Origin of the sequence: Leucobacter triazinivorans, from assembly GCF_004208635.1 — a bacterium.
In the GTDB taxonomy this organism is placed as follows: domain Bacteria; phylum Actinomycetota; class Actinomycetes; order Actinomycetales; family Microbacteriaceae; genus Leucobacter; species Leucobacter triazinivorans.
In genome coordinates this window covers 3,084,243-3,107,729 of sequence record NZ_CP035806.1, presented here as the reverse complement: position 1 = coordinate 3,107,729, position 23,487 = coordinate 3,084,243, and the positions used below count along the sequence as shown (strand labels likewise).

The window sequence follows — 23,487 nt, the reverse complement described above, 5'->3', positions numbered from 1 at the left end:
GGCAGGGCGCCTACCCCACCACCTCGAACTCGCGCAGACGCTTGCGATCCGCCTTCGCGGTCGAGTGCTGCAGCTCGAGCAGCTCGGCGTAGATTCCGCCCGACGCGGCCAGCTCCGCGGGCGTGCCGATCTCGTCGATGCGGCCGTCGCGCAGCGTCACGATCCGGTCCACCTCGGCGATCGTCGAGAGCCGATGCGCGATGATCAGACTGGTGCGCCCGCGCATCAGGTCTTCCAGGCCGGCCTGTACGAGACGCTCCGACTTGGTGTCGAGCGCAGAGGTCGCCTCGTCGAGCACGAGGATCGGCGCGTCCTTCAGCATGGCGCGCGCCACCGCGATCCGCTGCTTCTGCCCACCCGACAGCTTGATCCCGCGCTCGCCGATCACCGTGTCGTAGCCCTTCGGGAAGCGCTCGACGAACGAGTCGACCGCCGCGCGTCGCGCCACGGCCTCGATCTCCTCGCGCGTCGCGTCCGGACGCCCGTAGGCGATGTTCTCGGCGATGGTTCCCGAGAACAGGTTCGGCTCCTGGAACACGACCCCGACGCTGCGGCGCAGCGCCTCGAGGTCGTCGCCCGCGCCCACCACCTCGATGCGCCCCGAGCGCACCCCGTAGAGGCCCATCAACAGATTGGTGATCGTGGTCTTGCCGCCGCCGGACTCGCCGACGAACGCGATCCGCTCCCCCGGCCCCACGTCGAAGGAGATGCCCTCGAGCACATCCCCGCCGTCGTCGTAGCCGAAGTGCACATCGCGGAACGACACCGCCGGCCGATCCGGGGCGCCCTCGGACTCGGGTTTGCGCCACGCCTGAGGTGCGACAGGGCGCGCCCCGCCGCCGTCGACCCGCGTCGGATCGAGATCCATCACCTCGAAGTACGACTTCGATCCCGCGATCGCCCGCTGCGCCGAATCGACCACCCAGCTGAGGCTCATGACGGGCTGCCGGGCCATGGCCATGAGCTGGATCAGCATCACCATCTCGCCCGGCGTAAAGTGCCCTGTGACGGTGCGCACGAAGATGATCGCGTACAGCACGAAGAAGATGAGGTGCAGCACGCCCTGACGCACCGCGTCCATCACGTGCCAGTGGCGCGACTGCCGGGACGTGAGCTGCTCCGTGCTCGCGAAGCGGCGGCTGAAGGCGTCGAGCTCGCTGCGCTCCCGCACGAACGACTTGACCACGCGCATCTGCCCGACCACCTCGGCGAAGCGCCCGGACGCGACGTCGACGTGCACGTTCTTCTCGCCCTCGAGGCGCTGCCACTTGCGGCTCGTCAGCGTGGTCAGCCACAGGTAGAGCGGGTAGGCGATGATCAGCAGCGCGGCGAGCGGCCAGTAGTACCAGGCGCTGATCACCAGCACCGAGACGGTCGTGAGCAGCAGCGTCACGAACATGTTCGAGAAGGTCTTCATGAAGTTCGTGATCTCGGAGATCGACCGGTTGAGCCGCGCCACGATCGTGCCTGTGAGCTCGTTGTCGTAGTAGCGCTGCGGCAGTGCGAGGAGCTGCTCGAAATAGCGCGTCGAGAGGATCGTGCGCATCTTCGCGCTCATCACGTCGCCCCAGTAGCCGCCCACGTTGCCGATGCCGGCCTCGACGAGACTCACCGCCAGCAGGGCGATCGCCAGCAGCACGACGATGCGTGTCGCCTCACCCGCGACATCGGCCACCGTCTCCTGCCCCGAGACCGAGGAATCCACCGCGCTCACGATCACGTCCGTGGCGCGACCGGTGATGAACGGCACGGCGAGCCCTGCGGCGGTGACCACCGCGGCCGCGATCATGATGCCGATGTAGTACGGGGTGAGGGATCGGGTGAACCTCAGGATGCGCAGTAGCGTGCTCAATGCGTCGTGCCTCCGGGAGATGCCGCTCCGAGTGGTGTGGGGCGGCTGCGTTCGACGGGGTGCCGTCACGGGGTGCAACGTCTTCGAGCGCAGATTCTTCCCCGCAGTCTAGAGGAGTAGACTCGCGACCCATGGCCGACCCCCAGCTCTTCCGCCCGATCCGCCTCCGGGACCTCGAACTGCGCAACCGGGTGTGGGTGGCGCCCATGTGCCAGTACTCGGTCGCGGAGGAGGACGGCGTGCCGCGCGACTGGCACGTGCAGCACCTCGGCGGTCTCGCCCGCGGAGGGGCGGGGCTCGTGATGGCCGAGGCGACCGCCGTGGTGCCCGAGGGGCGCATCTCTCCGCGAGATCTCGGGCTCTGGAACGCGGCGCAGACGGCCGCGTTCGCGCGTCTCGCCGACGTGGTGCACGCTCACGGCGCGCGCTTCGGCGTGCAGCTCGCGCACGCGGGCCGCAAGGCCTCCACCCAGCCCTGGCTGCCCGGGTTCTCCGAAGGATCGGTGGCCGTCGGGTCGGGGGGCTGGGAGACGCTGGCCCCCTCGCCGATTCCCTTCGGCGACCTCGCAACGCCTCGGGCTCTGGACGCGGAGGGCGTCTCACGGGTCGTGCTCGCCTTCGCCGAGGCCGCCGATCGGGCGGTCGAGGCCGGGATCGACCTCGTCGAGGTGCACGCCGCCCACGGCTACCTCATCCACGAGTTCCTGTCGCCGCTGTCGAACCGGCGCGACGACGCGTACGGAGGCGACCTCGCGGGACGCGCGCGGCTGCTGCGCGACGTGGTGCGCGCGATCCGGAGCCGGCATCCCCGGCTGCCCCTCGTGGTGCGCCTCTCGGCGACCGAGTGGGTGGCCGGCGGCTTCGATGTCGAGGAGGCCGCCGTCGTGTCGGAGTGGCTCGCGGAGGACGGCGCCGACCTTCTCGACGTCTCCTCCGGCGGCAACGTGCCCGACGCGCGCATCCCCGTCGGCCCCTCCTACCAGGTCGCGCTCGCGGAGCGCGTGGGACGCGGTCCGCTGCCGGTGAGCGCGGTCGGGCTCATCACCTCGGCGGCGCAGGCCGAGGGGATCCTCGCGACCGGTCAGGCAGACGTCGTCTCGCTCGGGCGCCCGCTGCTCGCGGACCCGCACCTGCCGATCCGCTGGGCCCACGAGCTCCGCGCTGCAACGGCCGAGGAGCTCGTGCCGCCGCAGTACCGCCGCGCGCGGTTCTGACGCGCGCGGTTCCTGCGTGCAGCGCGGGATCGCGGCGCCCGGCGGCCGATGCGGGATCGGAGAGCGCCCGAGTCGAAGCGCGGCGGGAGCCGGGAGCGTGTCGGCGCCGGGACGGTGTCGGTGGCCGTCGCTACACTGACCGCATGAATCCGGTGCTCACCTCCGCAGACGTCCTGGCGATGCGCATGCGCGCGCTCGGGCTCGTCCCCGGGGCACCTGTCGAACGCCGGCCGGGCTCCGACACGAACGGCGCGACCGGGCCCGACGGCGCGACCGGGACGGACGCCGGATCCGGCAGCGACTCGGGCGCCGATCGCATCGCCGCCGTCGCACGGCACATGCTCGCGCTCCAGGGCCAGGACTGGCGCTCCTCGCGCTGGGCGCTGGGCGTGCGCGCGGCGCACCTCGCCGGCGACGAGACGACACTCGCGCACGTGGCGGCCGCGTTCACCGAAGGGCGAGTGGTGCGCACCTGGCCGATGCGGGGCACCATCCACGTGGTCCCCGCGGAGGACATCGGGTGGGTGCAGTCGATCGCGGGAGCGCGCCCGCTCGCCGGGGCTGCGAAGCGCCGTGCCGTGCTCGGGCTGAGCGATGCCCTGCTGGAGCGCCTCGTCGAGGTCTCGGTGCAGGCGCTCCGCGGCGGTGACGGGCTCTCGCGCGGGCAGCTCGCCGAGACCTGGACGGACGCCGGCATCGAGTGGCGGAGCAACTGGCGCTACCACGTCATCTGGTGGCTGTGCCAGAACGGCGTCGCGGTGTTCGGGCCGACCGACGGCGTCGCGGAGCCCCGGCTCGTGCTCGCCGAGGAGTGGATCCGCGACGCGCGCACGCCCGAGCATCCGGCGGCCGAGCTCGCCGCCCGCTATGCCGCGGGGCGCGGACCGGTGCGCGCGAAGGATCTGGCCTGGTGGGCCGGTATCCCCGCGGCCGACGCGGCACTGGGGCTCGACGCCGCGGTCGAGCAGGGCCGGCTGACACGCATGCGTCTGGCAGATACGACCGGCGCCGCAGGCGCGCTCTGGGCGCCCTCCGACGCACTCGAAACCGGGAGTCCCGTTCCCGAGTGGCTGCTGCTGCCGGCATTCGACGAGCATCTGCTCGGCTACGCGCTGCGCGACCCTCAGCTCGATCCGGCGCATTTCGAGCGCATCGTGCCGGGGCGCAACGGCATGTTCCTCGCGACCGTGCTGCACCGGGGGCGCGTGGCGGGCACGTGGAAGCGGGCGGCGCGGGCGGGCGGGGGCATCGAGGTCGCCGCGCTCCCCGGTGCCCGCATCGACCTCGAGGCGCTCGCTCCGGAGGCCGGGCGCTGGGCCGCCTTCCACGGTCTCGAGCCGGGCCCGATCCGGCACGCCGACGCGGCGTCCGCCGGCCGCGACGGCCTCTAGGATACGGTCATGGAATACGAGCTCGTCGCCGTGGCCGCCGTCATCCTCCTCGTCGGCGCCTCGATCCTCGGCAGCAGGATCCGTATCGCCGCTCCCCTGCTGCTCGTGCTGCTCGGGATCGGCATCGGGTACCTCCCTTTCGTACCCCCCATCGAGATCGATCCCGAGGTCATCCTCGTCGTCGTGCTCCCTCCCCTGCTCTACGCCGCGGCCGTCAACGTGCCGATCGTCGACTTCCGGCGCAACGTCCGGCCGGTCGTCGGTCTGTCGGTGATCCTGGTGATCATCTCGGCCGTGGCCGTGGGCTTCCTGGTGCACTGGATCGTGCCCGTCGTGCCGCTCCCGGCGGCGATGGCGCTCGGCGCGGTCGTCAGTCCGACCGATGCGGTCGCGGCGACCTCGATCGGCAAGCGGCTCGGCATGCCCGAGCGGGTCGTGACGATCCTCGAGGGCGAGAGCCTGGTGAACGATGCCACGTCGCTGGTGCTGCTCAAGACGGCCATCGCCGCCACCGCCGGGAGCTTCGCGCTGTCCGCAGCGGCGGGAACCTTCGCCCTCGCCGCAGCGGTGGCCATCGCGATCGGCCTCCTCATCGGCGTGATCACCGTCTGGGTCCGATCGAAGCTCACGAACCCGGTGCACGACACGATCGTCTCGTTCACCGTGCCGTTCATCGCCTTCGTGCCCGCCGAGCAGCTGCAGGCGTCCGGTGTGCTCGCGGTTGTCGTGACCGGCCTCTACACCGGGCATCACGCCTCCCGCAGGTTCAACGCCGCGGCCCGCATGAACGAGCGCCTCAATTGGCGCACCGTGCAGTTCATCCTGGAGAACGGCGTATTCCTGGTGATGGGCCTGCAGCTGCACTCGCTCGTGGAGCAGGTGAGCGAGAGCACGCTGCAGCTGGAGCACATCGGGGCGCTCTCGCTCGTGCTGGTGGCCGTCCTCATCGCGTGCCGCGCCGCATTCGTGACCCCGCTCGTCGCCGGCATGCGCGGCGCCACCCGGCAGTACGAGCGCCGCAGCGCCGGCTACTCGCAGCTCAACGCACGCGTGCAGCGCTCAGGCGCGGCCGAACGCGCCGACCGCCGAATGATCGATCGCCTCCGCAGGCTCGATATGCGCGCCCGGCGGTCGGCGGCCGACCTCGCGCACGAGCGGGAACAGCGCCTGGGCTGGCGCGACGGCGTCGTGCTGTCGTGGAGCGGCATGCGGGGCGTGGTCACCCTGGCCGCGGCGCAGTCGATCCCCACGACCGTGCCCTACCGTCCGCAGCTCGTGCTCGCCGCCTTCGCGGTCGCGGTCGTCACGCTGCTGCTGCACGGCCTGACGCTCCCGGCGCTCATCCGCAGGCTCTGGCCGCACGGGGCCGGCACGGGCGGCGAGCACGCCGAACTCACCGCACTGAGCCGCGATCTGAACGCGGCCGCCGACGAGGCAATCGACGAGGCGCTCGCCGAGCGGGCTGAGGCGCCGGATCGGACCGCGACCCCCGTCGGGCCCGGCGACGCAGCGCAGGCCGATGAGGGGGCGCGTGCCGGCGATCCCGCTGCGCCCAGCGGAGCCGAGGCCGATGAGGGGGCGCGCAGCGACGGCACCGCCCGAGGGGCGACGATCACGGAGGAAGCCGCGCGACGGGCGAGGATCGGAGCACGCCACGCGCTTCTCCCCATCGCGCCGGCCGCAGACCCGACCGCGCCGGTCGGCCTGCCGGGTGCGGAGTCCCCCGGGCAGCTGCAGCGGCGCCTCGCCCGGGTCGCGCTCGACGCGCAGCGGGAGGCGCTGCTCGAGGAGCGCGCGATCGGGCGCTACAGCTCGCGGTCGCTGCGGGCGGCCGAGCTGGCGCTCGACGCCTACGAGACGCGGCTGAGCCCTCCGGCGCCGCACTGACCGCGGGCCGGTCACCCGCCGGCGAGCAGGAGCGCAGCGAGCAGGAGCGCAGCGAGCAGGAGCGGAGCGCCGTTCCTCGGCGGTCAGCGCTCCACGCGCACCGGGTTCTGATGGTGACTGAAGACGATGCTCGTGCGGGTCGATGAGACCGCCGGGTGCGCGGACAGGTGCTCCATGACGAAATCGCGCACGTGGTCGGAATCCCGGGCCGCGAGATGGATGATGAAGTCTTCGACACCGCCGAGGAAGAAGAGCTGCATCACCTCGGGCAGCGAGCGCAGCTCGTCGCTCAGCTCGGCGATGCGCTGCCGCGCGCCCGAACGCACGGTCACGCTCACCAGCACCTCGAGCCCGAGCCCCATCGCCCTCGGATCCACGCTCGCCGTGAACCCCGTGATGATCCGGCGCGCGACCAGGCTCCGCACCCGCGCGATGCAGGTGGATGCGGCGACACCCACGCGCTCTGCCAGTTCGGCGTTGGTGATGCGACCGTTCGCCTGCAGCTCGTCCACGATCTTCCGATCGACGTCGTCGAGGTCCGCCTCCGGGCGCAGATTCTTCGATCCTTCGGACATCGAACACCACCTTTCGCTTCAGTTTCTTCCATAATAGCGACTGTATCCGAAGAGAATTCGTGCTTTTTTTACGGAAAGCGAATATGCTGCACAATCGGAGGCATCCTGACATCGCCCGCTGCCACGCGGCGGCGGCTGCCGGGCACACGCACACCCCCGCATTCAACATCTCTGGAGCAGATCATGCGCGTCGGTATTCCCACCGAAATCAAGAACAACGAGAACCGCGTCGCCATCACGCAGGCCGGTGTCTTCGAGCTCGCCCGCCGCGGCCACGAGGTGCTGGTGCAGGCCGGCGCCGGTCTCGGTTCGGCCATCACCGATGCCGAGTACACGGCCGCCGGCGCGACAATCGTCGCGGGCGCCGACGAGGTGTGGTCGCAGTCCGACATGATCCTCAAGGTCAAGGAGCCCATCGCGGCCGAGTACGACAAGATGCGCAAGGGCCAGGTGCTGTTCACCTACCTGCACCTCGCCGCAGACAAGACACTCACCGAGAAGGTGCTCGAATCAGGCACCACCGCCATCGCCTACGAGACCGTGCAGGTGGGCCGCGCGCTGCCCCTGCTCGCCCCGATGTCCGAGGTGGCGGGCCGGCTCTCCGCGCAGGTCGGCGCGTACGCGCTCATGAAGGCCAACGGGGGCCGCGGCGTGCTGCTCGGCGGCGTCACCGCGACCCGTCGCGGCAAGGTCGTCGTCATCGGCGGCGGTGCCGCCGGCGAGCAGGCCGCGCGCATCGCCTACGGCATGGGTGCCGACGTCACGATCATCGACATCTTCATCCCGCGCCTCAAGCAGCTCGAGGACGAGTTCGACGGCCGCATCCAGACCCGCACCTCGAACGCGCACAACATCACCGAGGCGCTCAAGGATGCCGATCTCGTGATCGGCTCCGTGCTGATCCCGGGCGAGAAGGCCCCCAAGCTCGTCACCGACGAGATGGTTGCCCAGATGAAGCCGGGCTCGGTGCTCGTCGACATCGCCATCGACCAGGGCGGCTGCTTCGAGAACTCCCGCCCCACCACGCACGACGACCCCACCTTCCCGGTGCACAACTCGATCTACTACTGCGTGGCGAACATGCCCGGCGCCGTGCCCGAGACCTCGACCGCGGCGCTCACCAACGCGACGCTCCCCTACGTCGTCGCACTGGCCGATAAGGGGTGGGTGTCCGCACTGCAGGCCGATCCCGCACTCGCCCTCGGCCTCAACGCGCACGACGGGGTCCTCACCTTCAAGGGCGTCGCCGACGCCTTCCCCGAGCTCGCCTACTCGAGCGTCGAGGACGTGCTCGCGGCGAACGCGTAACCACCAGGGCGTACGCTGGATCCCATGGATCTGAAGTTCACCTTCGGAGGGGCGTCACCTGATCGAGGCCATGCGGCCCATGATCACGGTGACGCCCCTTCGGGCATTCCGCTGCCGTTCTCCACCGTTCCGCTCGCGTCGACGAGCAGCGTGCTCGAGGTGCGCGTGCGCCGTGCGGGCGGCGCGCTCGTGGCAGAGGCGGTGTCGGGCGACGGTGTGGTCTACTGCGACGCCGAGGTGTCGGCGGGAGACGATCCCGCCGCGCTCGCCCGAGCGACGCGCTCGGCGCTGTCGCGCGCCGTCGCCGGACTCGAAGGACCGCTGGCCGAATCCGTGAGCGCGGTGGTGCTGGGGCTGGGAGCCGACGGCCCCGCGGTGCTCGGCGAGTTCGGGATCTCGTCCGCCGAACCGGCCGCGGTGGATGCGGCCCTGCAGCGCCGCGTCGGCATCGCCGCGGGCACGCCGATCCGCCTGGAGCCGTGACGTAACCTGGTCGGGTGTCTCTCAGTCTGCGCAAGCTGCTCCAGAACCCCTCGCTGCACCTGCGCCTGATCGTCGGAGGCGAGGACGAGGCCACCGCGGAGCAGAGCTTCGATCAGGAGTTCGAGTGGCTGCACGCGACGGACATGATCGATCCCACGCCGTTCCTCGGGCCGGCGGAGGTCATCCTGACGCTCGGCTGGCAGTTCCCGGTGGTGCACTCGGCGGACCCCTCCGTGCCCGAGGTGCGTGTTCCCCCCGAGCGGCTCGAGCGCATCTACGAGGACTACGCGGCGCTCGTCGCTGCGCACGGCGTGATCGGGATCGGTTTCGGGAGCGACGTGGTGCACCGCGGGGTGCCGCACCAGCTGGCGCTCGCGTGCCGCCGTCACGGCCTGATCCTCTTCGACGTGCCCTATGAGATCTCGTTCATGGATCTGCTGCAGGAGGCCGCGCGCGTGCTGCAGCGGGACCAGACCGAGCGGTACACCCGCTCGCTGCGCGCGCAGAAGGCGATCGCCAACGCCGCCACCCGGCGCGACGGTCTCAACGCCACGCTGCGCGAGACCGCGCGTCAACTCGGATGCGGCGTCGCGCTCTACGATCCGCTCGGGCGCCCCGTCACGGTCGTCGAGGCTCCCGACGGCCCGCGGATCGGCGAGGCGGAGCTCACGCCGATCGTGCAGACGACGCTGGAGGGCGAACAGCGCTTCCGTTCGGCGCAGGTGACGCCGGAGGTCGAGGCCGTGCTGCAGATGCTCGGCGAGCCCGGCGCGCCGAGCGGCATGCTGGTGCTGACGCTGAGCCGAGGTTTCGACGACCTGTCGCGCAACGTGCTCTCCAGCGTGCTGGCGCTGGTGAGCGTCTCGCTCGAGCAGAACCAGGCTCTGGCCTCGCTGCACCTCACCCTCCGCGAGGCGCTGCTGCAGCTCGTACTCTCGGGCAGCGTCTCGGTCACGCGCCACATCGTCGAGAGCGTGTGGGGGCCGCTCCCCGCTCCCCCGCTGGTGACGCTCATCGGCGTCCCGCAGCACTTCGACGCCGAACGCCTCATGCCGGCGCTCGAGGGCCTCCAGGCGGGCACCGAGTTCCCGCTCTTCTTCGCCCGCTACCGCAGCGACGCCGCACTGCTGGTGCAGGAGCGCGACGTCGACCTGCTGATCGAGCACCTGCGCCCGTTCTCCCTGGTGCTCGGGAGCTCGCGATGCGAGCGCTGGGAGGGCCTCGCCCTAGCGCTCGAGGAGGCGAAGAAGGCGGCGGACTTCGGGCTGCGCCGCGGTGTCGCGGGGGTCACGGCCTTTCCGGACATCTGGCGCGAAGGGGTCTCAGATCTCATCGACGCGTCGGACGCGGCGCACGTGGCCCGCCGCCTGCTCGGGCGGCTGGGGGCGCAGGACCGCGAGAGCGGCACCGAGCTCGTCCGCACGCTCGCGGTCTGGCTGCGGCACCACGGCCGTCCGCTCCCCGCGGCTCGAGAACTCGAGATCCACCGGCACACGCTCGCGCATCGCCTCGAGCAGATCTCGATGCTCACCGCATCGGATCTCGACGACTTCCAGGCGCGGGCAGAGCTCGCTCTGGCTCTGCGCTACTACCAGTCCTAGCAAACCGTCGATCTCCCTCACTCCGTTTCGACATTCTGCCGAAGCGTGGCCGCGCAGCCAGTGATCGAAGTGTCGCATACCGTCGCCTCACCGACCATTTCGTCGAATGCACCGGTCGCTCTCGAGGCTGCATGATGGGGAGCACCACACCCCCGACCGTCATGAGCAAGGGAGCTGAACCATGACGAAACTCAAGAGAAGCCTCGGCTTCGGGGCCGCCTACGCCGCCTCGACCGGGCTCGTCGTCTCCGGCACGGCAATGGTCTCGCTGGGCAACGGGTTCGGCACGGGCGGACTCGCCTTCGCGATCCCCGCCTTCATCGGACTCGTCATCATCGTCATGGTGGCGATCTCCTACGGCGAGCTGGCGTCGATGCTCCCCGGGGGCGGGATGGTGGGCGAGTACACGCTGCCCGCGCTGGGACGCCTGATGGCCATCATCGCGGTGCTGGGCGGGTACCTCGTGCTCGTCTCGGCAGACGGCGGCACGCAGCTGCTCGTGGCCGGAGAATCGTTCCAGTCGCTCACCGGCTTCCCCGCCGCGGCCTTCTCGTTCCTCCTGCTCGCGATCCTGCTCGTCCTCAACATCTCCGGCGTCGACATCTTCGCGCGCGTGCAGATCCCCATCGTGTTCGGCATGATGGCCGTGCTCGCGATCATGGGGCTCGCCGGCGTGTTCGGATTCACCGGGCAGGAGCGGGTCGACAACCCGCTGCTCGCTACCGACTGGGGCACCCTCGCGTCGATGGGTGCCGTGGCGATCTGGCTCTACATCGGCATGGAGTTCGTCGCACCGCTCGCCGAGGAGGTCAAGCGCCCCTGGAAGACCATTCCGATGGCGATGATCCTGGGAGTCTCGACCATCTTCGTCGTCGACGTGCTCTTCGGGTGGGGCGCGACCCGCTACGCGGATCTCGCCGAGATGGCCGCGTCCTCGATTCCCCACGTCGTGGGAGCCACCGCGATCTTCGGCGCCACCGGCGGCCTCGTGATGACCGGCGTGACGATTCTCGCGTCGTTCTCCACCGGGAACTCATACCTCGCCGCGATCCCGCGCATGCTCTACGGCCTCGCCAACGAGGGGCTCCTGCCCCGGTGGTTCGCGCGGGTGAGCCGTCGCAGCCGGGTGCCGTGGGCGGGCATGCTCGTCACTGCGGGCTGCATGGCGGCCGTGCTGCTCTACTCGACCTTCGCCCAGGGCGGGATCGACCTGATCCTCAACCTCATCAGCGTGGCCTGCGTGACCTGGCTGATCAGCTACATCATCGCTCAGATCGACGTCGTCGTGCTGCGGCGCCGGTACCCGCGCGCCCGTCGCCCCTTCAAGACGCCGCTCTATCCGCTGCCCCAGATCCTCGGCATCGCGTCCTGCGCGTACCTGATCATCTTCATCGTGCCCGACATGGAGCAGCGCCTGATCGTCTGGTCCAGCGCCGGCGTGATCCTGGGGGCCATCGCACTGTTCGCGGTGATCTGGCTGAAGCGCAATCGCCTGCCGCTGTTCGCGCCGACCGATCTCGTCCACACCCAGAACAACATCGTGGTGCGATCGGAGAGCCTCGAGGAGGAGCCGGAGATCGCTCTCGACTCCGCGGCCCGTGCGCCCGAGGGAGGCCTGCGGTGAGGTCGCGACCGCGGCGCCACGCGCTCGAGGGGCAGGGAGTCATCGTCACCCGCGCCCGCGCGGCGCTCCGACGAGTCGCCGCGCAATTCGGAGAGATCACCAGCGCTGACGACGTGTCCGTCGAGGTGCGCACCGCAGACGGGCTGCGGCTTGCACTCAGCTACGATCCGGGCAACTACATCTTCTCCCGGGTGTACAACCTCACCATCGCGGTCGATCTCCCGGCCGACTCGGCGGTGCCCGGAGAGGTGGTGCTCTCCCACCGGGGCGGCAGCCCGCACTACGCGCGCTCGGGCGCCGCAGCGGCCGGCGGGGCGCAGCTCGACGCGCTCAACCGCGAGCTGCAGGCCCACTTCGATGGGATCGACCTGATCCGTTCGAAGATCACCGGTGCAGGCGGGCGCCGCAGGGTCGTGCTCACCCCCATGGGCGGGTCGTACGTGTGGGTGCTCATCCCGCCGGTGTTCAGCGCGACGGCGTTCCCCGCCGGCGAGCCCGAGCGCATCCTCGACCTCATCCGAGCGCTGGCCTCGTGGCGGGCCGGCTCGGCCGCTCCCGTGGCCGCCTAGTCCGTCGGCCGTTCGACCCCGTCCGGGCCTCCGGTCGGGTCCGGTCGACCGACCGCGTCCGGTCGTCCGGTCGTCAGGTCGCATCGCTCCCCGCCGCATGCCTCTCCACCTCTGAAAGGACCCCCATGATCAACGTCAAGGCCGCAGTCTTCGTCGGCCCCGAACTGCCCCTCGAGATCCGCGAGCTGCAGATCGACTCGGAGCCCGGCCCGAACGAGGTGCTGGTGCGGATCGCCGCCTCCGGCGTCTGCCACAGCGACCTGCATGCCTTGGACGGCGAATGGGCGACTCCCGCCCCGCTGGTGCTCGGGCACGAGGGGGCCGGCGTCGTCGTCGCGGTCGGCAGCGAGGTCGACGACCTGGAAGTGGACGACCACGTGATCCTCTCGTGGACGCCCTCGTGCCAGAAGTGCGAGTTCTGCGTCTCGGGCCGGCCCGTGCTCTGCCAGCTGGCGAACGAGACGGCCTACCAGCACGTGTTCTTCGACGGTCGCCCGCGGCTCCGCGACGGCGATCAGGGAGTGAAGAGCTTCCTCGCCGTAGGGTCATTCGGCGATCACGCCATGGTTCCCGCCTCCGCCGCGATCAAGATCCGGAAGGACGCCCCGCTGGCGCAGGCCGCACTGGTCGGCTGCGCCGTGACGACCGGCATCGGCGCGGTGGTGAACACCGCCCGCGTCGAGCCGGGCAGCACCGTGCTCGTCGTGGGCTGCGGCGGTGTGGGCTTGAACGTGGTGCAGGGGGCCCGCCTGGCCGGCGCGAGGCAGATCATCGTCGCCGACGTGAGCGAGGAGAAGCTCGAACTCGGCCGCCGATTCGGCGCGACGCACACCGTCAACAGCCGCGAGGTCGATCTGGTCTCGGCCGTGCACGAGCTCACCGACGGGCGGGGCGTGGACTACGCGTTCGAAGCCATCGGCCTGCCCGTCACCATCGAGGCCTGCTACGAGGCGACGAGCCGCGGTGGGACGACCGTCGTGGTGGGTCAGGTCGCCGATGGCGTGAAGATCTCGATCGATCCGTTCGTGATGAGCGACCAGGAGAAGCGCCTGATCGGCTCGAACTACGGTTCGAGCCGGCAGTCGATCGACTTCCCGAGGATCATCGACCTCTACCTCGAGGGCCGCGTCGATCTCGACTCCATGGTCACCGCGCGCATTCCGCTCGAGGGCGTGAACGAGGCCTTCGACGAGATGCGCAGCGGCCGCGGGATCCGCACGGTCATCGAGTACTGACCCTCGGGGCGACCGTGCCTCCCGTGCAGCTCCCGCCGCCCGTGCAGGAGATCACCGTTCGCGCAGGATCCTCTTCAAGATACCGTCCTGTCCGAACGCCGATCTCCTGCACGAGAGGCGCCCTCCCGTGCAGGCGGCGGGCGGCGGACAGCGGGCGGCGGGCGGCGGGCGTCCTCAGCCCTGGAAACGCACGATGCGGTCGACCGCCTCGGCGACCGCGGCCTCACCCGCCGCGTAGGAGAGCCGCACCGCCTGGCCTCCCCCGGCGCGACTCGGCCCTGCGCCGGGGTCGAAGTCCACACCGGGCACCACCGCCACGTCGGCGCGCTCGAGCAGCGCCCGCGCGTACCGCACGGAATCCCCGAACCGCTCCAGCTGCGGCCCCAGCTCGGAGTAGTAGTAGAAGGCCCCGTCCGACGGCGCGGCGGTGCCCCACTGCAGCCGCGGCGCGGCGTCGAGGATCAGCGCCCGCGCGCGGGCGAAACCGGCCACGACCGCATCGCGCTCGGCGTAGCTCTCGTCGGTGAACGCGGTCAGCGCGAGCTCCTGGGCCGGCGCCGGCGGTGACAGCGCGAAATTGGACGCGAGCGCTTCGAGAGGGCCGACGAGCTCCGGCGGCAGGATCGCCCACCCGAGCCGCCAACCGGTCATGCCCCAGTACTTCGAGAACGAGTTGATGACCACCGCGTTCGGGTCGAGCTCGCGCGCCGTGACGCCGCGCGGATCCGAGGCCCCTGCCGCGGGGAAGGTGATGCCGTGATAGATCTCATCGCTGATGAGGCGCGCTCCGTGATCCGTGCACCAGGTCACGAGCGCCGACAGCTCGCCGCGCCCGAGCATGGTGCCGGTCGGGTTGGCCGGGGAGGCGATGACCAGCCCCGCGAGCGGGCCGTGCTCGGCGGCCGCCGCGTCGAGCAGTTCGGGCGTCGGCCGGTAGCGGGTGGCCGGACCGGTGGGGATCTCGACGACGTGCACGCCGAGCGCCGTGAGGATGTTGCGGTACGCGGGGTAGCCGGGGCTGGCGAGCGCGACGCGGTCGCCGGGATCGAACGCCGCGAGGAAGACGAGCTGGAACGCCCCCGAGGATCCCGTCGTCACGGCGACGGTCGTGGGATCCACCTCGACGTCGTACCAGGAGCGGTAGTGACCCGCGATCGCCTCGCGCAGCGGGGCGGTGCCGAGCGGGCCGGTGTAGCCGGCGGGCTGCAGGGTGCCGGGTGCCGGTCGAGCACCGGGCTCGCCCGCGCAGAGGGAGACGACATCGTGCCCCGCGGCGCGGCGCCGGGCGATCTCGTCGGTGATGCGCATCACCTCGAAGGCGGGGATGCGGGATCGCTTCGAGGCGGCGAGCGGCGACACGCGCGTCTCGTGACCCAATCGGCGCGACGGCGGGGTCTTGAACGGTCCTCCGGGTCTCATCATGCCTCCACGTTAGCCGGACACGCGCCCCGATGAGCGGTCGCGTCGCTTCGTGCGCCCGAGCCCCCGGGGCGCGGGAGCCGGTGCGATCGGCACCGCGCCGGCTCCCCCTGCGCCGCGCCGATCGGGCTCGTCGCGTCACCGCGGCGGCGGCGTCGCCCGCTCCGTGAGCCGGAGATACGCCGAGAGCGCGGCGAGTCCCTCGGGGCTGCTGGGCAGTCCCTCGCCCAGTCGGTCCGAGGAGACGAGATGCGCGGCCCACTGGGCCCGGCTGATCGCGACGTTGAGCCGGTTGCGCATGAGCAGGAACTCGAGACCGCGCGGCGCATCGTCCGGGCTGGAGGCCGCGAGCGAGACGATGGCGATCACCGCTTCCTGACCTTGGAAGCGGTCGACGGTGCCCACGCGTACGCGCCCGAGCCCCTCGGCGGCGAGCGCCTCGGCGATGCACTCGACCTGCGCGTTGTAGGCGGCCACGACGATCAGATCGTCCTCGGTCAGCCCTCTCCCTACCCCCGGCTCCCGCGCGCGGTTTCGGAGCCGGCCGCTCAGACTCTCGCGCACGATGCGCACGACCTCGGCGGCCTCCTCGGGCGAGCTCGTGGCGTTGCCTGCGTGGCGCACCGGGTGCCACACGAGACCCGCCGGGCCCGCGCCCTCGACGTGCCGCTCCGACGCGTCGGGGTGCGCGCGGAGCCGCCCCTCGTAGGCGAGCTCGGACACGACCTCGGCGAGTTCCGGGCGCATGCGCCGGGTCTCGGCGAGGAAGTACCCGAGGTCGTGGGGCATCGTGCCGTGCTCGCCGAGCAGCCAGCCCAGCGCAGATGCGTCGACGGGTTCGGGATGGGTGCCCTGCGAGACCTGCGGCAACTGCTGCGGGTCCCCGAGCAGCAGGAGCCGTTCGGCCGCGACCGACGCCGCGATGGTGGGCGCCAGCGAGAATTGTCCGGCCTCGTCGATCACGAGCAGGTCGAGGCCACGGCGCTCGAAGCGGCCCTCGTTGCTGAAGTCCCAGGCCGTGCCCCCGATCACGCACCCCCGCCCCGCGGCGCGGTGTCCGGAGGCGAAGCGCAGCTGACCGTTGCGCGGCAGCACGGTGTACACCGGCTCGGCGGCGTGCGGGTCGAGCGACCCGCCCTGAGGCACCTTGCCCACGAGCGTGGGATCGAGACCCGCGGCGACCACGCCGTCGAGCACGTTCTCGACCACCCGGTGGGATTGGGCCACCACCCCGATCCGCCACCCATCGCGTTCGACGAGCGTCCGGATCACCCGGGCCGCGAGATAGGTCTTGCCGGTGCCGGGCGGCCCCTGCAGCGCGACGTAGCTGCGATCCAGCCGGCGCAGGCTCGCGATGACGGCCCCCGCGAGGCCCGACGCCCCGGCCGGCCCGGCAGCTCCCGCCGCATCGATCGCCTCCGGCGCATCGGGGGCGACGAGCGGCGCGTGCGCGAGAAGCCGCGGAGGCGCCCGCCGCAGCAGGTCGACGACCGGGTCGGCCGGGAACCCGCCGCGGCCGAGCGCCTCGGAGAGCGTCGCACCCCACTCCTCGATCGCACCCTTCTGCGCGCCCGCGGGCGGGGGCGGCCCGGGAACGAGCGCACTGGGCAGCGCGTCGGTGCGATCGGCGGGGCCTGCGGACTCCTCCACCGTCACACCGTCGTCGAAACGCTCGACGATCCTGACTCGCCGGGCGCCGCGCGCGCCCGGCGCCGCCCCGGGCTGCCTGAACGGCGCAGGGTGCTCGTAGAGCACGAAGGCGTCGCCCGCGCGCAGGCTGCTGCCCGGGGCGATCTCACCGCGCAGGCGCAGACGGCGTCGCTCGGCGCGCGCTCGCGGCGGCACGAACCAGTCGTCCTCGATCCGGCTGAGCACCGGATCGACGAGCATCACATCGCGGGCATCGGCCCAGTCCTCGACCGGATCGACGAGCCGCGCGAAATGCGCCCACCAGAACGCCTTCTGCTCGCGCTGATGGTAGTCGATCGCGCTCGCGGCGAGCGCGGCGGCCGTGCGATCCCGCTCCGGGAGCGCGTCGCCGCTGCGCCGGGCCAGTGCCGCGGCAACCGCGCTGAGCTCGAGATCCGGGTCGCGGCGCTCCGCGACCTCGTTGGGCGGGTAGGGGGCGACGCCGCGCTCGGCAGCGAGGCGCAGCAGCCAGTCGCGCAGCCGCAGCGTCGACAGGCAGTCGTAGCGATTGTAGTCGGCGATCGCCTCGAGCCGCCTTCGTCCGTCAGCCCGCTCGGCTGCGTCTTCAGAGGAGAGCTGCGCGCACGCGTCGGCGTACTCGGTCACCGATTGGGCGCCGCTCGTCACCCCGCCCGCATCGCGCAGCTGCTCCCCCATGTACAGGGGTTCGAGCCGCTTGATCGAGTACGAGCGCGAGCCGACGCGGAGCGCGCGGCGCACGATCGGGTAGAGGTCGACCAGCACATGCTCGCGCAGCAGCCGGTCGACCTCTGCCTCGCCGACGCCGTGCCGGGCAGCGATGCTGAGCAGGTGGGTGCGCTCGTAGGCCGCGTAATGGTAGATGCGCATGCCCGGATAGCGCTCGCGGCGCGCAGCGACCAGATCGAGGAAGTCGAGCAGCGCCCGCTTCTCCGCTTCGAGGTCGTGGGCCCATAGCGGGGTGAAGCGCTCGCGCGCGTCGATCATGCCGAAGAGGTAGTCGATCCCCCACCTCGCCGACCCGTCGTCGCCCGGTTCGCGATACATGGGATCTCCCTCGAAATCGAAGAAGAGATCCCCCGCATCGGGCAGCGGGATCGCGGCGAGCGCCGCCGCGTCGACCACGCGCACGGGCGGAGCCTCGCCCGGCACCGCCGCGAGCTGCACCGCCGCCTGCACCGCGAGCCGCTCGAGCGCGGCATCGGCGAGGCCGTCCACGGCGCGGGATCGGCCGCCGGTGCGCTCCGCGGGCGCGCCGCCTTCGCGGGATCCCGTGGCCAGCGTCGCGACGGCGTCGATCGTGTCGAATCCGGCGGCGACGAGAGCATCCCGCTGCGCACGCCGGATCCCGGCGATCAGCAGCGGGTCCCGCGTGCGCTCGATCTCGGGTTCGCACACCTCGCAGCGACCGCACGCCGAGATGCCTGCGGCGCCCCAGGCCACGGGCGCGGCGCTCTTCCGCGCCCCATCGGCGCCGACCGCGCCGTATCGCGCGAGCAGGATGTCGTGGAGCCGTTCGCGACGGGCGCGGAACACCGGGGCGATGTCGGCGATGCGATGACGTGAGCGGGCGCCGTCGCCGAGGATGAGCACGGCCTCGGGCGCGACGCGCACGCCGATGCGTTCGAGCTGCTCGGCGTAGGCCGCGAGCTGCATGAGCGCGGTGACCTTGGCGCGGCGGGCGAGCTTCGTGTCCTGCACCTCGTATGAGCCGTCTGCGCAAAGACGCAGGAAATCGGCGAAACCGATGAAGCCGATCTCGGGCCCGGCGGTGGATCCTGCGATCCGCTCCGCGGCCGCAGGATGACGGAGTGCGGGATCGGCGGTGGATCCTGCGATCCGCTCCGCGGCCGCAGGATGACCGAGTGCGGGCCCGGCCGCAGGATGACCGAGTGCGGGCCCGGCCGCAGGATGACGGGGTGCGGGCCCGGCCGCCGGATGACGGGGTGCGGGCCCGGCCGCAGGATGACGGGTGGACCCCGCGGGGCGCTGCGCGGGATCGAAGAAGGTGGCCTGGAAGACCACGTCGGCGCGGGCGCCCAGCGCCGCTTCGGTCTGCTCGGCGACACGCGCCAGATCGGCCTCGCTCATCGAGTCGGGACGCGGGATCTCGACGACCCCGCCGGCCTCCCCCGCCGATCCGGCGCCCCACCGCGCCCGGTACGCCTCGAGCGTGCGCTCCTCGTGGGCGTCGCCGAGCCGCGCGGCGCGGGCCAGCATCGGATCGTCGTCGGGCGGCACCTCGACGTCGCGGCCGAGCTTCGCGTCCACCCGACGCAGGAACGCGAACTCGCACGCGCTCGCGGCCGTGAGATCGCTCGCGCTCGTGACGATGCGATGCGGGTCCTCCCCGCTGCCGCCCGGCACGGATCGACGCTGCAGGAACACGTCGGCCTCCTCTCCGGGGTGGATCACCCCGCGCTCCGAACCTACCGGGAGCCTCCGACATCCGCTGCGGAGGCGGCCCGAGCGCACGCGCTCTCAGCGAACCAGCGGCTGACAGCCGCGCTCCCTCCCGTCGAGGTGGCATAGGCTGAGAAGGCACACTCGCATCGCTGAGAGGATCCCGAAGACCGTGTCCCATCGCGCACTCCATCGCACACTCGGCGGGGCGATCGCGCTCACCTGCTCGCTCGCCCTGGTGCTCACCGGCTGCACTCCCGAGGGCGGTCAGGTCGGGAGCGGGCAGGCGGGCGGCCTCGCCGACGACGGCTGCACGTCGGTGGTCGTCGCCACCTCGTCCGAAAAGGTCAACCTCATGGAAGAGCTCGGCCAGAGCTTCGCGGATTCCGCGGAGCACGACGGTCTGGACGGGTGCGCGACCGTGCGCCCCGTGAACGTCGCCTCGGGCAAGGCCGCGCAGTATCTCTCCGACTCCACCGAGACCTGGGCGCTCGGCGACGACACCGCGCCGTCCGTCTGGTCGCCGGCGTCGACGGTCTGGACCGACCGCGTCGCCTCGATCGCCGGGGAGCGCGTGGTCGCCGGCGCCGAGAGCTTCGCGAAGACCCCGGTGGTGTTCGGGGTGCCGGAGTCGATGGCCCGGGCGCTCGGATACCCGAACGCCGAGATCGGCATCTCCGACCTCCACGACCTGATCGCGGATCCGGACGGGTGGGGCGCGGTCGACAAGCCCATGTGGGGCTCGTTCAAGATCGCCAAGACGAACCCGAACAGCTCCACCACCGGCATGTCGACGCTGCTGATGCAGTCCTACGCGGCCTCCGGCAAGACCGAGGATCTCACGGCGGCCGATGTCGACGCCTCGGAGGAGTTCTCCCGCGTCTTCGAGTCGGGGGCGATCCACTACGGGGACACCACCGGCAAGGTGCTGCAGAACCTGGTCGACAGGTCCACCGGCAGCGGATCCTCCTACGTCAGCGCGATCGCGCTGGAGGAGACCTCGCTCTACAACTACAACATCGGCAACCCCGACTCGCACACGGTGCAGCCCGGCGAAGAACTCACCCCGCCCGAAGAGAAGCTGGTGGCGATCTACCCCAGCGAGGGCTCGATGTGGAGCGACAACCCCGCGGTGGTGCTCGAGGCTGACTGGGTCACGCCCGAGCAGAGGCTCGCGGCCGAGGCCTTCGTCCGCTTCCTCCACACGCCCGAGGCGCAGCAGCTGCTCCCCGAGTACGGATTCCGGCCGCTCGACGACGCCGTCGACGTCTCCGCCACGCTCAACGCCGACGTGGGCATCGATCCCGAGCAGCCGGTGCGCTCACTGCCGCAGCCGGCGCCCGAGGTCGTCTCCGCGGCACTCGACCAGTGGGCCCTGATCCGCAAGCCCTCGGCGATCCTCCAGATCATCGACATCTCGGGGTCGATGGACGAGAGCATCGGGGGTTCTCGAACCCGCCTCGACGGCGCCATCGAGGGAGCGACCACGACGCTCGGACAGGTCCGCCCCACCGACGAGATCGGCGTCTGGGCGTTCACCACCGGGCTGAGTTCGGAGATCGACGGCGAACGGATCGACGGGATCGGCGTGGTGCGCCCCTTCGGGCCCCTCGGCGGCGACAAGGAGGGCCTGCAGGACGACATCCGGGATCTCGCCCACAGCCAGCGCGCCGGCACTCCCCTCTACGACGCGATCGCGGCGGGCTACGACTCCATGAAGGGCCACGCGGAGACCGGCCGCATCAACGCCATCGTCGTGCTCTCGGACGGCGAGGACACGGACTCCGTGATGCGCCTCGAATCGCTGATCCAGCGGATCAACGCGGATCAGCAGGAGGGCGGCAACAACAAGCCGGTGCGCATCTTCGCGATCGCCTACTCCGAGGGCGCCGACCTCGAGTCGCTGGAGAAGCTCGCCCGCGCCTCGGGCGGGCAGGTTTTCAACGCCTCCGACCCGAGCAAGATCACCGAGACCTTCCAGTCGGTCATGAACAACTTCTAGCGAGCGAACGTGCGACCCTTCAGAGCGACACTCATCGCGAGCCTCGCCGGCCTCGCGACCGTCGGTGCGGCGACCCTCGCCGCCGCACCCGCGCTCGCCGTCACCGATGCGACCGAGGTCGCCGACGCGTGCGGCGACCGGGTCGTCTGCGAGGTCGACGGGGCGGCGATATCGAATGCGTCGCAGCTCGAGGGCGTGCTGCCCGAGGGCGTGCGCGTCGTCGTGATCCCCCGGCCCGACCAGGCGCAGAGCGTGCCGTCGGGCACCCTGGCGGCGCAGCTGAGGACCGCCACGGGCTCCGACACCCTCATCGTGATCGAGGATCACCCGGGGCAGGACCGCTTCGCGGTGGCGGCGGGCGGCGACGAGACCGGGATCACCGAGTCGCTCTACGCGCAATCCGAAGCCGACGGGGGCATCGCCGTCGCCGCGATCGCGGACTCGCTGGCCCCGGGCGGCGGCGCGCAGCCGCCGTCTGCCGCCCCGGGCGGGGCAGGCCTCGTGATCGGCGTCGTGGCCGTCGCCGTCGTGGTGGTGATCGTCGGTGGCCTGCTCGTGCTGGTGCGTGCGCGGCGCCGGAGCCGCGGGGTCGCGGGATCCCGTCGGATGGAGCGGGAGCTGCGCGCCGCGCTGCTCGGCGAGAACGGCGAGCAGGTGCGCGAGTCCATCGACGCCCTGCGCGAGCGCGCGGCGGTCGATCCCGATCTCGGGCCGCGGATCGTCGCACTCGCCGACCACGTCGCCGAGCTCATGGTGCGCGCGCGTCGGCGCGGGAGCGAGCAGCAGACCCGGCTGCTGCAGGCGCAGTACAAGGACACGCTCGCCAAGCTGCTCAAAGCGCTCGGCGACGACTACTACGGCGACATCCTCCGCAATCCGCGGTTCTGGAACGACGCCGATCGCCGCATCGAGGAGGTGCGCGAGGCCGTCCGCTCGGTCGACGTCCAGGCGGTCGAGAACATCCGGCAGGTCAACGAGTCGCGCGACATCGAGTTCCAGGTGGCCCTCGACGCGCTCACCCGCACCGTCGCCGAGGCAAAGCTCTCGGACGTCTACCCCGACCGCCGGGAAGACTAGCGGAGGCACGATGAGCACGGCGTTTCTCACTCCGCGATTCGCGGCCATCGCGCTTCTGGGTGCCGGCCCCGTCGCGCTGCTCGGCCTGGTCGGCGTGCCGGTGCTCGCCGCGCTCGGCGGCTGGGCCGCCCTGTGCGGCTTGGCCGCGGCGGCCGACATCGCCCTGACCCCCAGTCCGCGCCGCGTCGAGGTCTCCCGCCGGGGCCCCTCGTCCGCGCTGCGCGACGAACCGGTCCAGATGCGGATCGGGGTGCGGAATACGGGCGACCGCGCGATCAGGGGCGCGGTGCAGGACACCTGGCCCAAGCACGCGCTGACGCGCGCGAGTGCGCAGGGAGCGGATCGAAGCGGCGGATCCGGAGCCTCGTCGTCGCCGTGGATCCCGCTCGTGGCCCCGCCCGGCGAGGCGCTGAGCATTCCCGTCTCGCTCGCGCCTAGGCGCCGCGGCACGCTCCGCAGCGGCTTCATCGCTGTGCGTTCCCGCGGCCCGCTCGGCCTCGCCGGGCGGGAGACCAGGCACCCGCTGCCCGCCACCCTCGAGGTGTCCTGGCGACCCCGCCGGGGCGCGCGCACCGCGGCGGTGCCCCAGCCGCACCCCGGCGCCGCAGCCGAGCAGCTCCGCAGCATCGACGAGGCCAACGGTGCGACGCTCGCCCGCGCGCTCGACGAGCTGCAGTTCTTCGCGGGGCTCTACGGCGGCAGCGGGGCCGATCGGCGCAGCGACCCCGGAAATCCCGTCGTCGGCGCCGTCGCGGAGTATCTCCCCCGCCTGATGGGGCGGGAGACGGGCCCGGATCGCAGCGGTCGGCTCCGCCCGCTCCTCGGGCACCTCTCAGATCTGTTCGCGCGCGCGCAGCAGGGACCCGAGCAGCAGCAGCGCCTGCTCGTATCCCGGTACGCCGCGACTCTCACGAAGCTCGTCTCGCTGCTCTCGGAGGATTACTACGGCGATCTCCTGCGCAATCCGGGGTACTGGAGCGATCCCGAGCTGCGCATCGCGCAGGTGCTCGGCGCCATCGACGCGGTCGACCAGGAGGTGGTCGAGAACGTGCGCCAGCTGAGCGAATCGCGTGACATCGAGTTCAGAGTCGCGCTCGAATCGCTCACACGACCGCGAAACGGTGCGAAGCTGTCGGACGTCTACGGCGATGGAGAGCCGTGACATCGCCGACGGCCCGC

The 23,487-nt window shown here is 71.6% G+C and carries 16 protein-coding genes; 12 read left to right on the top strand and 4 right to left on the bottom strand.

Going from position 1 to position 23,487, the window contains the following annotated elements:
• Positions 1-10: 10 nt before the first annotated feature.
• The gene (locus tag EVS81_RS14020; RefSeq protein ID WP_130110918.1) at positions 11-1,852 is read right to left on the bottom strand and encodes an ABC transporter ATP-binding protein; all 1,842 of its coding nucleotides are present in this window, start codon (positions 1,850-1,852) and stop codon (positions 11-13) included.
• Between the two features lie 131 nt (positions 1,853-1,983).
• Here EVS81_RS14020 and EVS81_RS14015 point away from each other — a divergent pair, with 131 nt between their 5' ends.
• The 3 genes from EVS81_RS14015 to EVS81_RS14005 all read left to right on the top strand — a co-directional run bounded on the left by EVS81_RS14015 (position 1,984) and on the right by EVS81_RS14005 (position 6,344).
• On the top strand, positions 1,984-3,066 hold the full coding sequence (locus EVS81_RS14015; RefSeq protein WP_130110917.1) for an NADH:flavin oxidoreductase/NADH oxidase: 1,083 nt from the start codon (positions 1,984-1,986) through the stop codon (positions 3,064-3,066).
• 143 nt (positions 3,067-3,209) lie between these two features.
• Complete coding sequence (locus EVS81_RS14010; RefSeq protein WP_130110916.1) at positions 3,210-4,457, top strand: winged helix DNA-binding domain-containing protein; 1,248 nt, start codon at positions 3,210-3,212, stop codon at positions 4,455-4,457.
• A 9-nt stretch (positions 4,458-4,466) separates the two neighbouring features.
• Positions 4,467-6,344 (top strand): cation:proton antiporter, encoded by a 1,878-nt coding sequence (locus tag EVS81_RS14005; RefSeq protein WP_130110915.1) that lies wholly within the window; start codon positions 4,467-4,469, stop codon positions 6,342-6,344.
• 83 nt (positions 6,345-6,427) lie between these two features.
• Here EVS81_RS14005 and EVS81_RS14000 read toward each other — a convergent pair whose 3' ends face one another.
• Positions 6,428-6,919: an Lrp/AsnC family transcriptional regulator gene (locus EVS81_RS14000; RefSeq protein WP_130110914.1), complete on the bottom strand. Its 492-nt coding sequence runs from the start codon at positions 6,917-6,919 to the stop codon at positions 6,428-6,430.
• 183 nt (positions 6,920-7,102) lie between these two features.
• Here EVS81_RS14000 and ald point away from each other — a divergent pair, with 183 nt between their 5' ends.
• The 6 genes from ald (at position 7,103) to EVS81_RS13970 (ending at position 13,739) form a co-directional block, all read left to right on the top strand.
• Positions 7,103-8,227 carry an alanine dehydrogenase gene (gene ald, locus EVS81_RS13995; RefSeq protein ID WP_130110913.1) on the top strand — a complete coding sequence of 375 codons (1,125 nt, stop codon included), beginning with the start codon at positions 7,103-7,105 and terminating at the stop codon, positions 8,225-8,227.
• A gap of 24 nt (positions 8,228-8,251) precedes the next feature.
• Entirely contained in the window at positions 8,252-8,710 is a 459-nt protein-coding gene (locus tag EVS81_RS13990; RefSeq protein ID WP_130110912.1) for a hypothetical protein, read from the top strand.
• 14 nt (positions 8,711-8,724) lie between these two features.
• Positions 8,725-10,311 (top strand): helix-turn-helix domain-containing protein, encoded by a 1,587-nt coding sequence (locus EVS81_RS13985; protein ID WP_130110911.1) that lies wholly within the window; start codon positions 8,725-8,727, stop codon positions 10,309-10,311.
• Between the two features lie 181 nt (positions 10,312-10,492).
• Positions 10,493-11,935, top strand: coding sequence for an APC family permease (locus EVS81_RS13980; RefSeq protein WP_130110910.1), 1,443 nt, complete (start codon positions 10,493-10,495; stop codon positions 11,933-11,935).
• Entirely contained in the window at positions 11,932-12,504 is a 573-nt protein-coding gene (locus EVS81_RS13975; RefSeq protein WP_130110909.1) for a DUF3156 family protein, read from the top strand. The genes EVS81_RS13980 and EVS81_RS13975 overlap by 4 nt, the downstream gene beginning before the upstream one ends.
• Positions 12,505-12,629: 125 nt before the next feature.
• Positions 12,630-13,739, top strand: a complete 1,110-nt coding sequence (locus EVS81_RS13970) for a Zn-dependent alcohol dehydrogenase (protein ID WP_130110908.1) — start codon at positions 12,630-12,632, stop codon at positions 13,737-13,739.
• A 174-nt stretch (positions 13,740-13,913) separates the two neighbouring features.
• Here the strand turns inward: EVS81_RS13970 and EVS81_RS13965 are convergent, their stop codons facing one another.
• The gene (locus tag EVS81_RS13965; RefSeq protein WP_130110907.1) at positions 13,914-15,161 is read right to left on the bottom strand and encodes a pyridoxal phosphate-dependent aminotransferase; all 1,248 of its coding nucleotides are present in this window, start codon (positions 15,159-15,161) and stop codon (positions 13,914-13,916) included.
• 135 nt (positions 15,162-15,296) lie between these two features.
• Positions 15,297-19,241, bottom strand: coding sequence for a TM0106 family RecB-like putative nuclease (locus tag EVS81_RS13960; protein ID WP_420813232.1), 3,945 nt, complete (start codon positions 19,239-19,241; stop codon positions 15,297-15,299).
• A gap of 160 nt (positions 19,242-19,401) precedes the next feature.
• Here EVS81_RS13960 and EVS81_RS13955 point away from each other — a divergent pair, with 160 nt between their 5' ends.
• Genes EVS81_RS13955 through EVS81_RS13945 form a run of 3 tightly spaced genes read left to right on the top strand, consistent with a single transcriptional unit; the run spans position 19,402 to position 23,470 of the window.
• Positions 19,402-21,231 (top strand): substrate-binding and vWA domain-containing protein, encoded by a 1,830-nt coding sequence (locus EVS81_RS13955; RefSeq protein WP_240739865.1) that lies wholly within the window; start codon positions 19,402-19,404, stop codon positions 21,229-21,231.
• Positions 21,232-21,240: 9 nt separating this feature from the next.
• The gene (locus tag EVS81_RS13950) at positions 21,241-22,308 is read left to right on the top strand and encodes a hypothetical protein (protein ID WP_130110906.1); all 1,068 of its coding nucleotides are present in this window, start codon (positions 21,241-21,243) and stop codon (positions 22,306-22,308) included.
• 10 nt (positions 22,309-22,318) lie between these two features.
• The gene (locus EVS81_RS13945; protein WP_130110905.1) at positions 22,319-23,470 is read left to right on the top strand and encodes a hypothetical protein; all 1,152 of its coding nucleotides are present in this window, start codon (positions 22,319-22,321) and stop codon (positions 23,468-23,470) included.
• Positions 23,471-23,487 lie beyond the last annotated feature (17 nt).

Bases quoted from the DNA above. Each gene is read 5' to 3' on its own strand.
- EVS81_RS14000 (WP_130110914.1), bottom strand. From the start codon at position 6,919: ATGTCCGAAGGATCGAAGAATCTGCGCCCGGAGGCGGACCTCGACGAC.
- EVS81_RS13945 (WP_130110905.1), top strand. From the start codon at position 22,319: ATGAGCACGGCGTTTCTCACTCCGCGATTCGCGGCCATCGCGCTTCTG.
- EVS81_RS14010 (WP_130110916.1), top strand. From the start codon at position 3,210: ATGAATCCGGTGCTCACCTCCGCAGACGTCCTGGCGATGCGCATGCGC.
- EVS81_RS13965 (WP_130110907.1), bottom strand. From the start codon at position 15,161: ATGATGAGACCCGGAGGACCGTTCAAGACCCCGCCGTCGCGCCGATTG.
- EVS81_RS14015 (WP_130110917.1), top strand. From the start codon at position 1,984: ATGGCCGACCCCCAGCTCTTCCGCCCGATCCGCCTCCGGGACCTCGAA.
- EVS81_RS13980 (WP_130110910.1), top strand. From the start codon at position 10,493: ATGACGAAACTCAAGAGAAGCCTCGGCTTCGGGGCCGCCTACGCCGCC.
- EVS81_RS13990 (WP_130110912.1), top strand. From the start codon at position 8,252: ATGGATCTGAAGTTCACCTTCGGAGGGGCGTCACCTGATCGAGGCCAT.
- ald (WP_130110913.1), top strand. From the start codon at position 7,103: ATGCGCGTCGGTATTCCCACCGAAATCAAGAACAACGAGAACCGCGTC.
- EVS81_RS13970 (WP_130110908.1), top strand. From the start codon at position 12,630: ATGATCAACGTCAAGGCCGCAGTCTTCGTCGGCCCCGAACTGCCCCTC.
- EVS81_RS14005 (WP_130110915.1), top strand. From the start codon at position 4,467: ATGGAATACGAGCTCGTCGCCGTGGCCGCCGTCATCCTCCTCGTCGGC.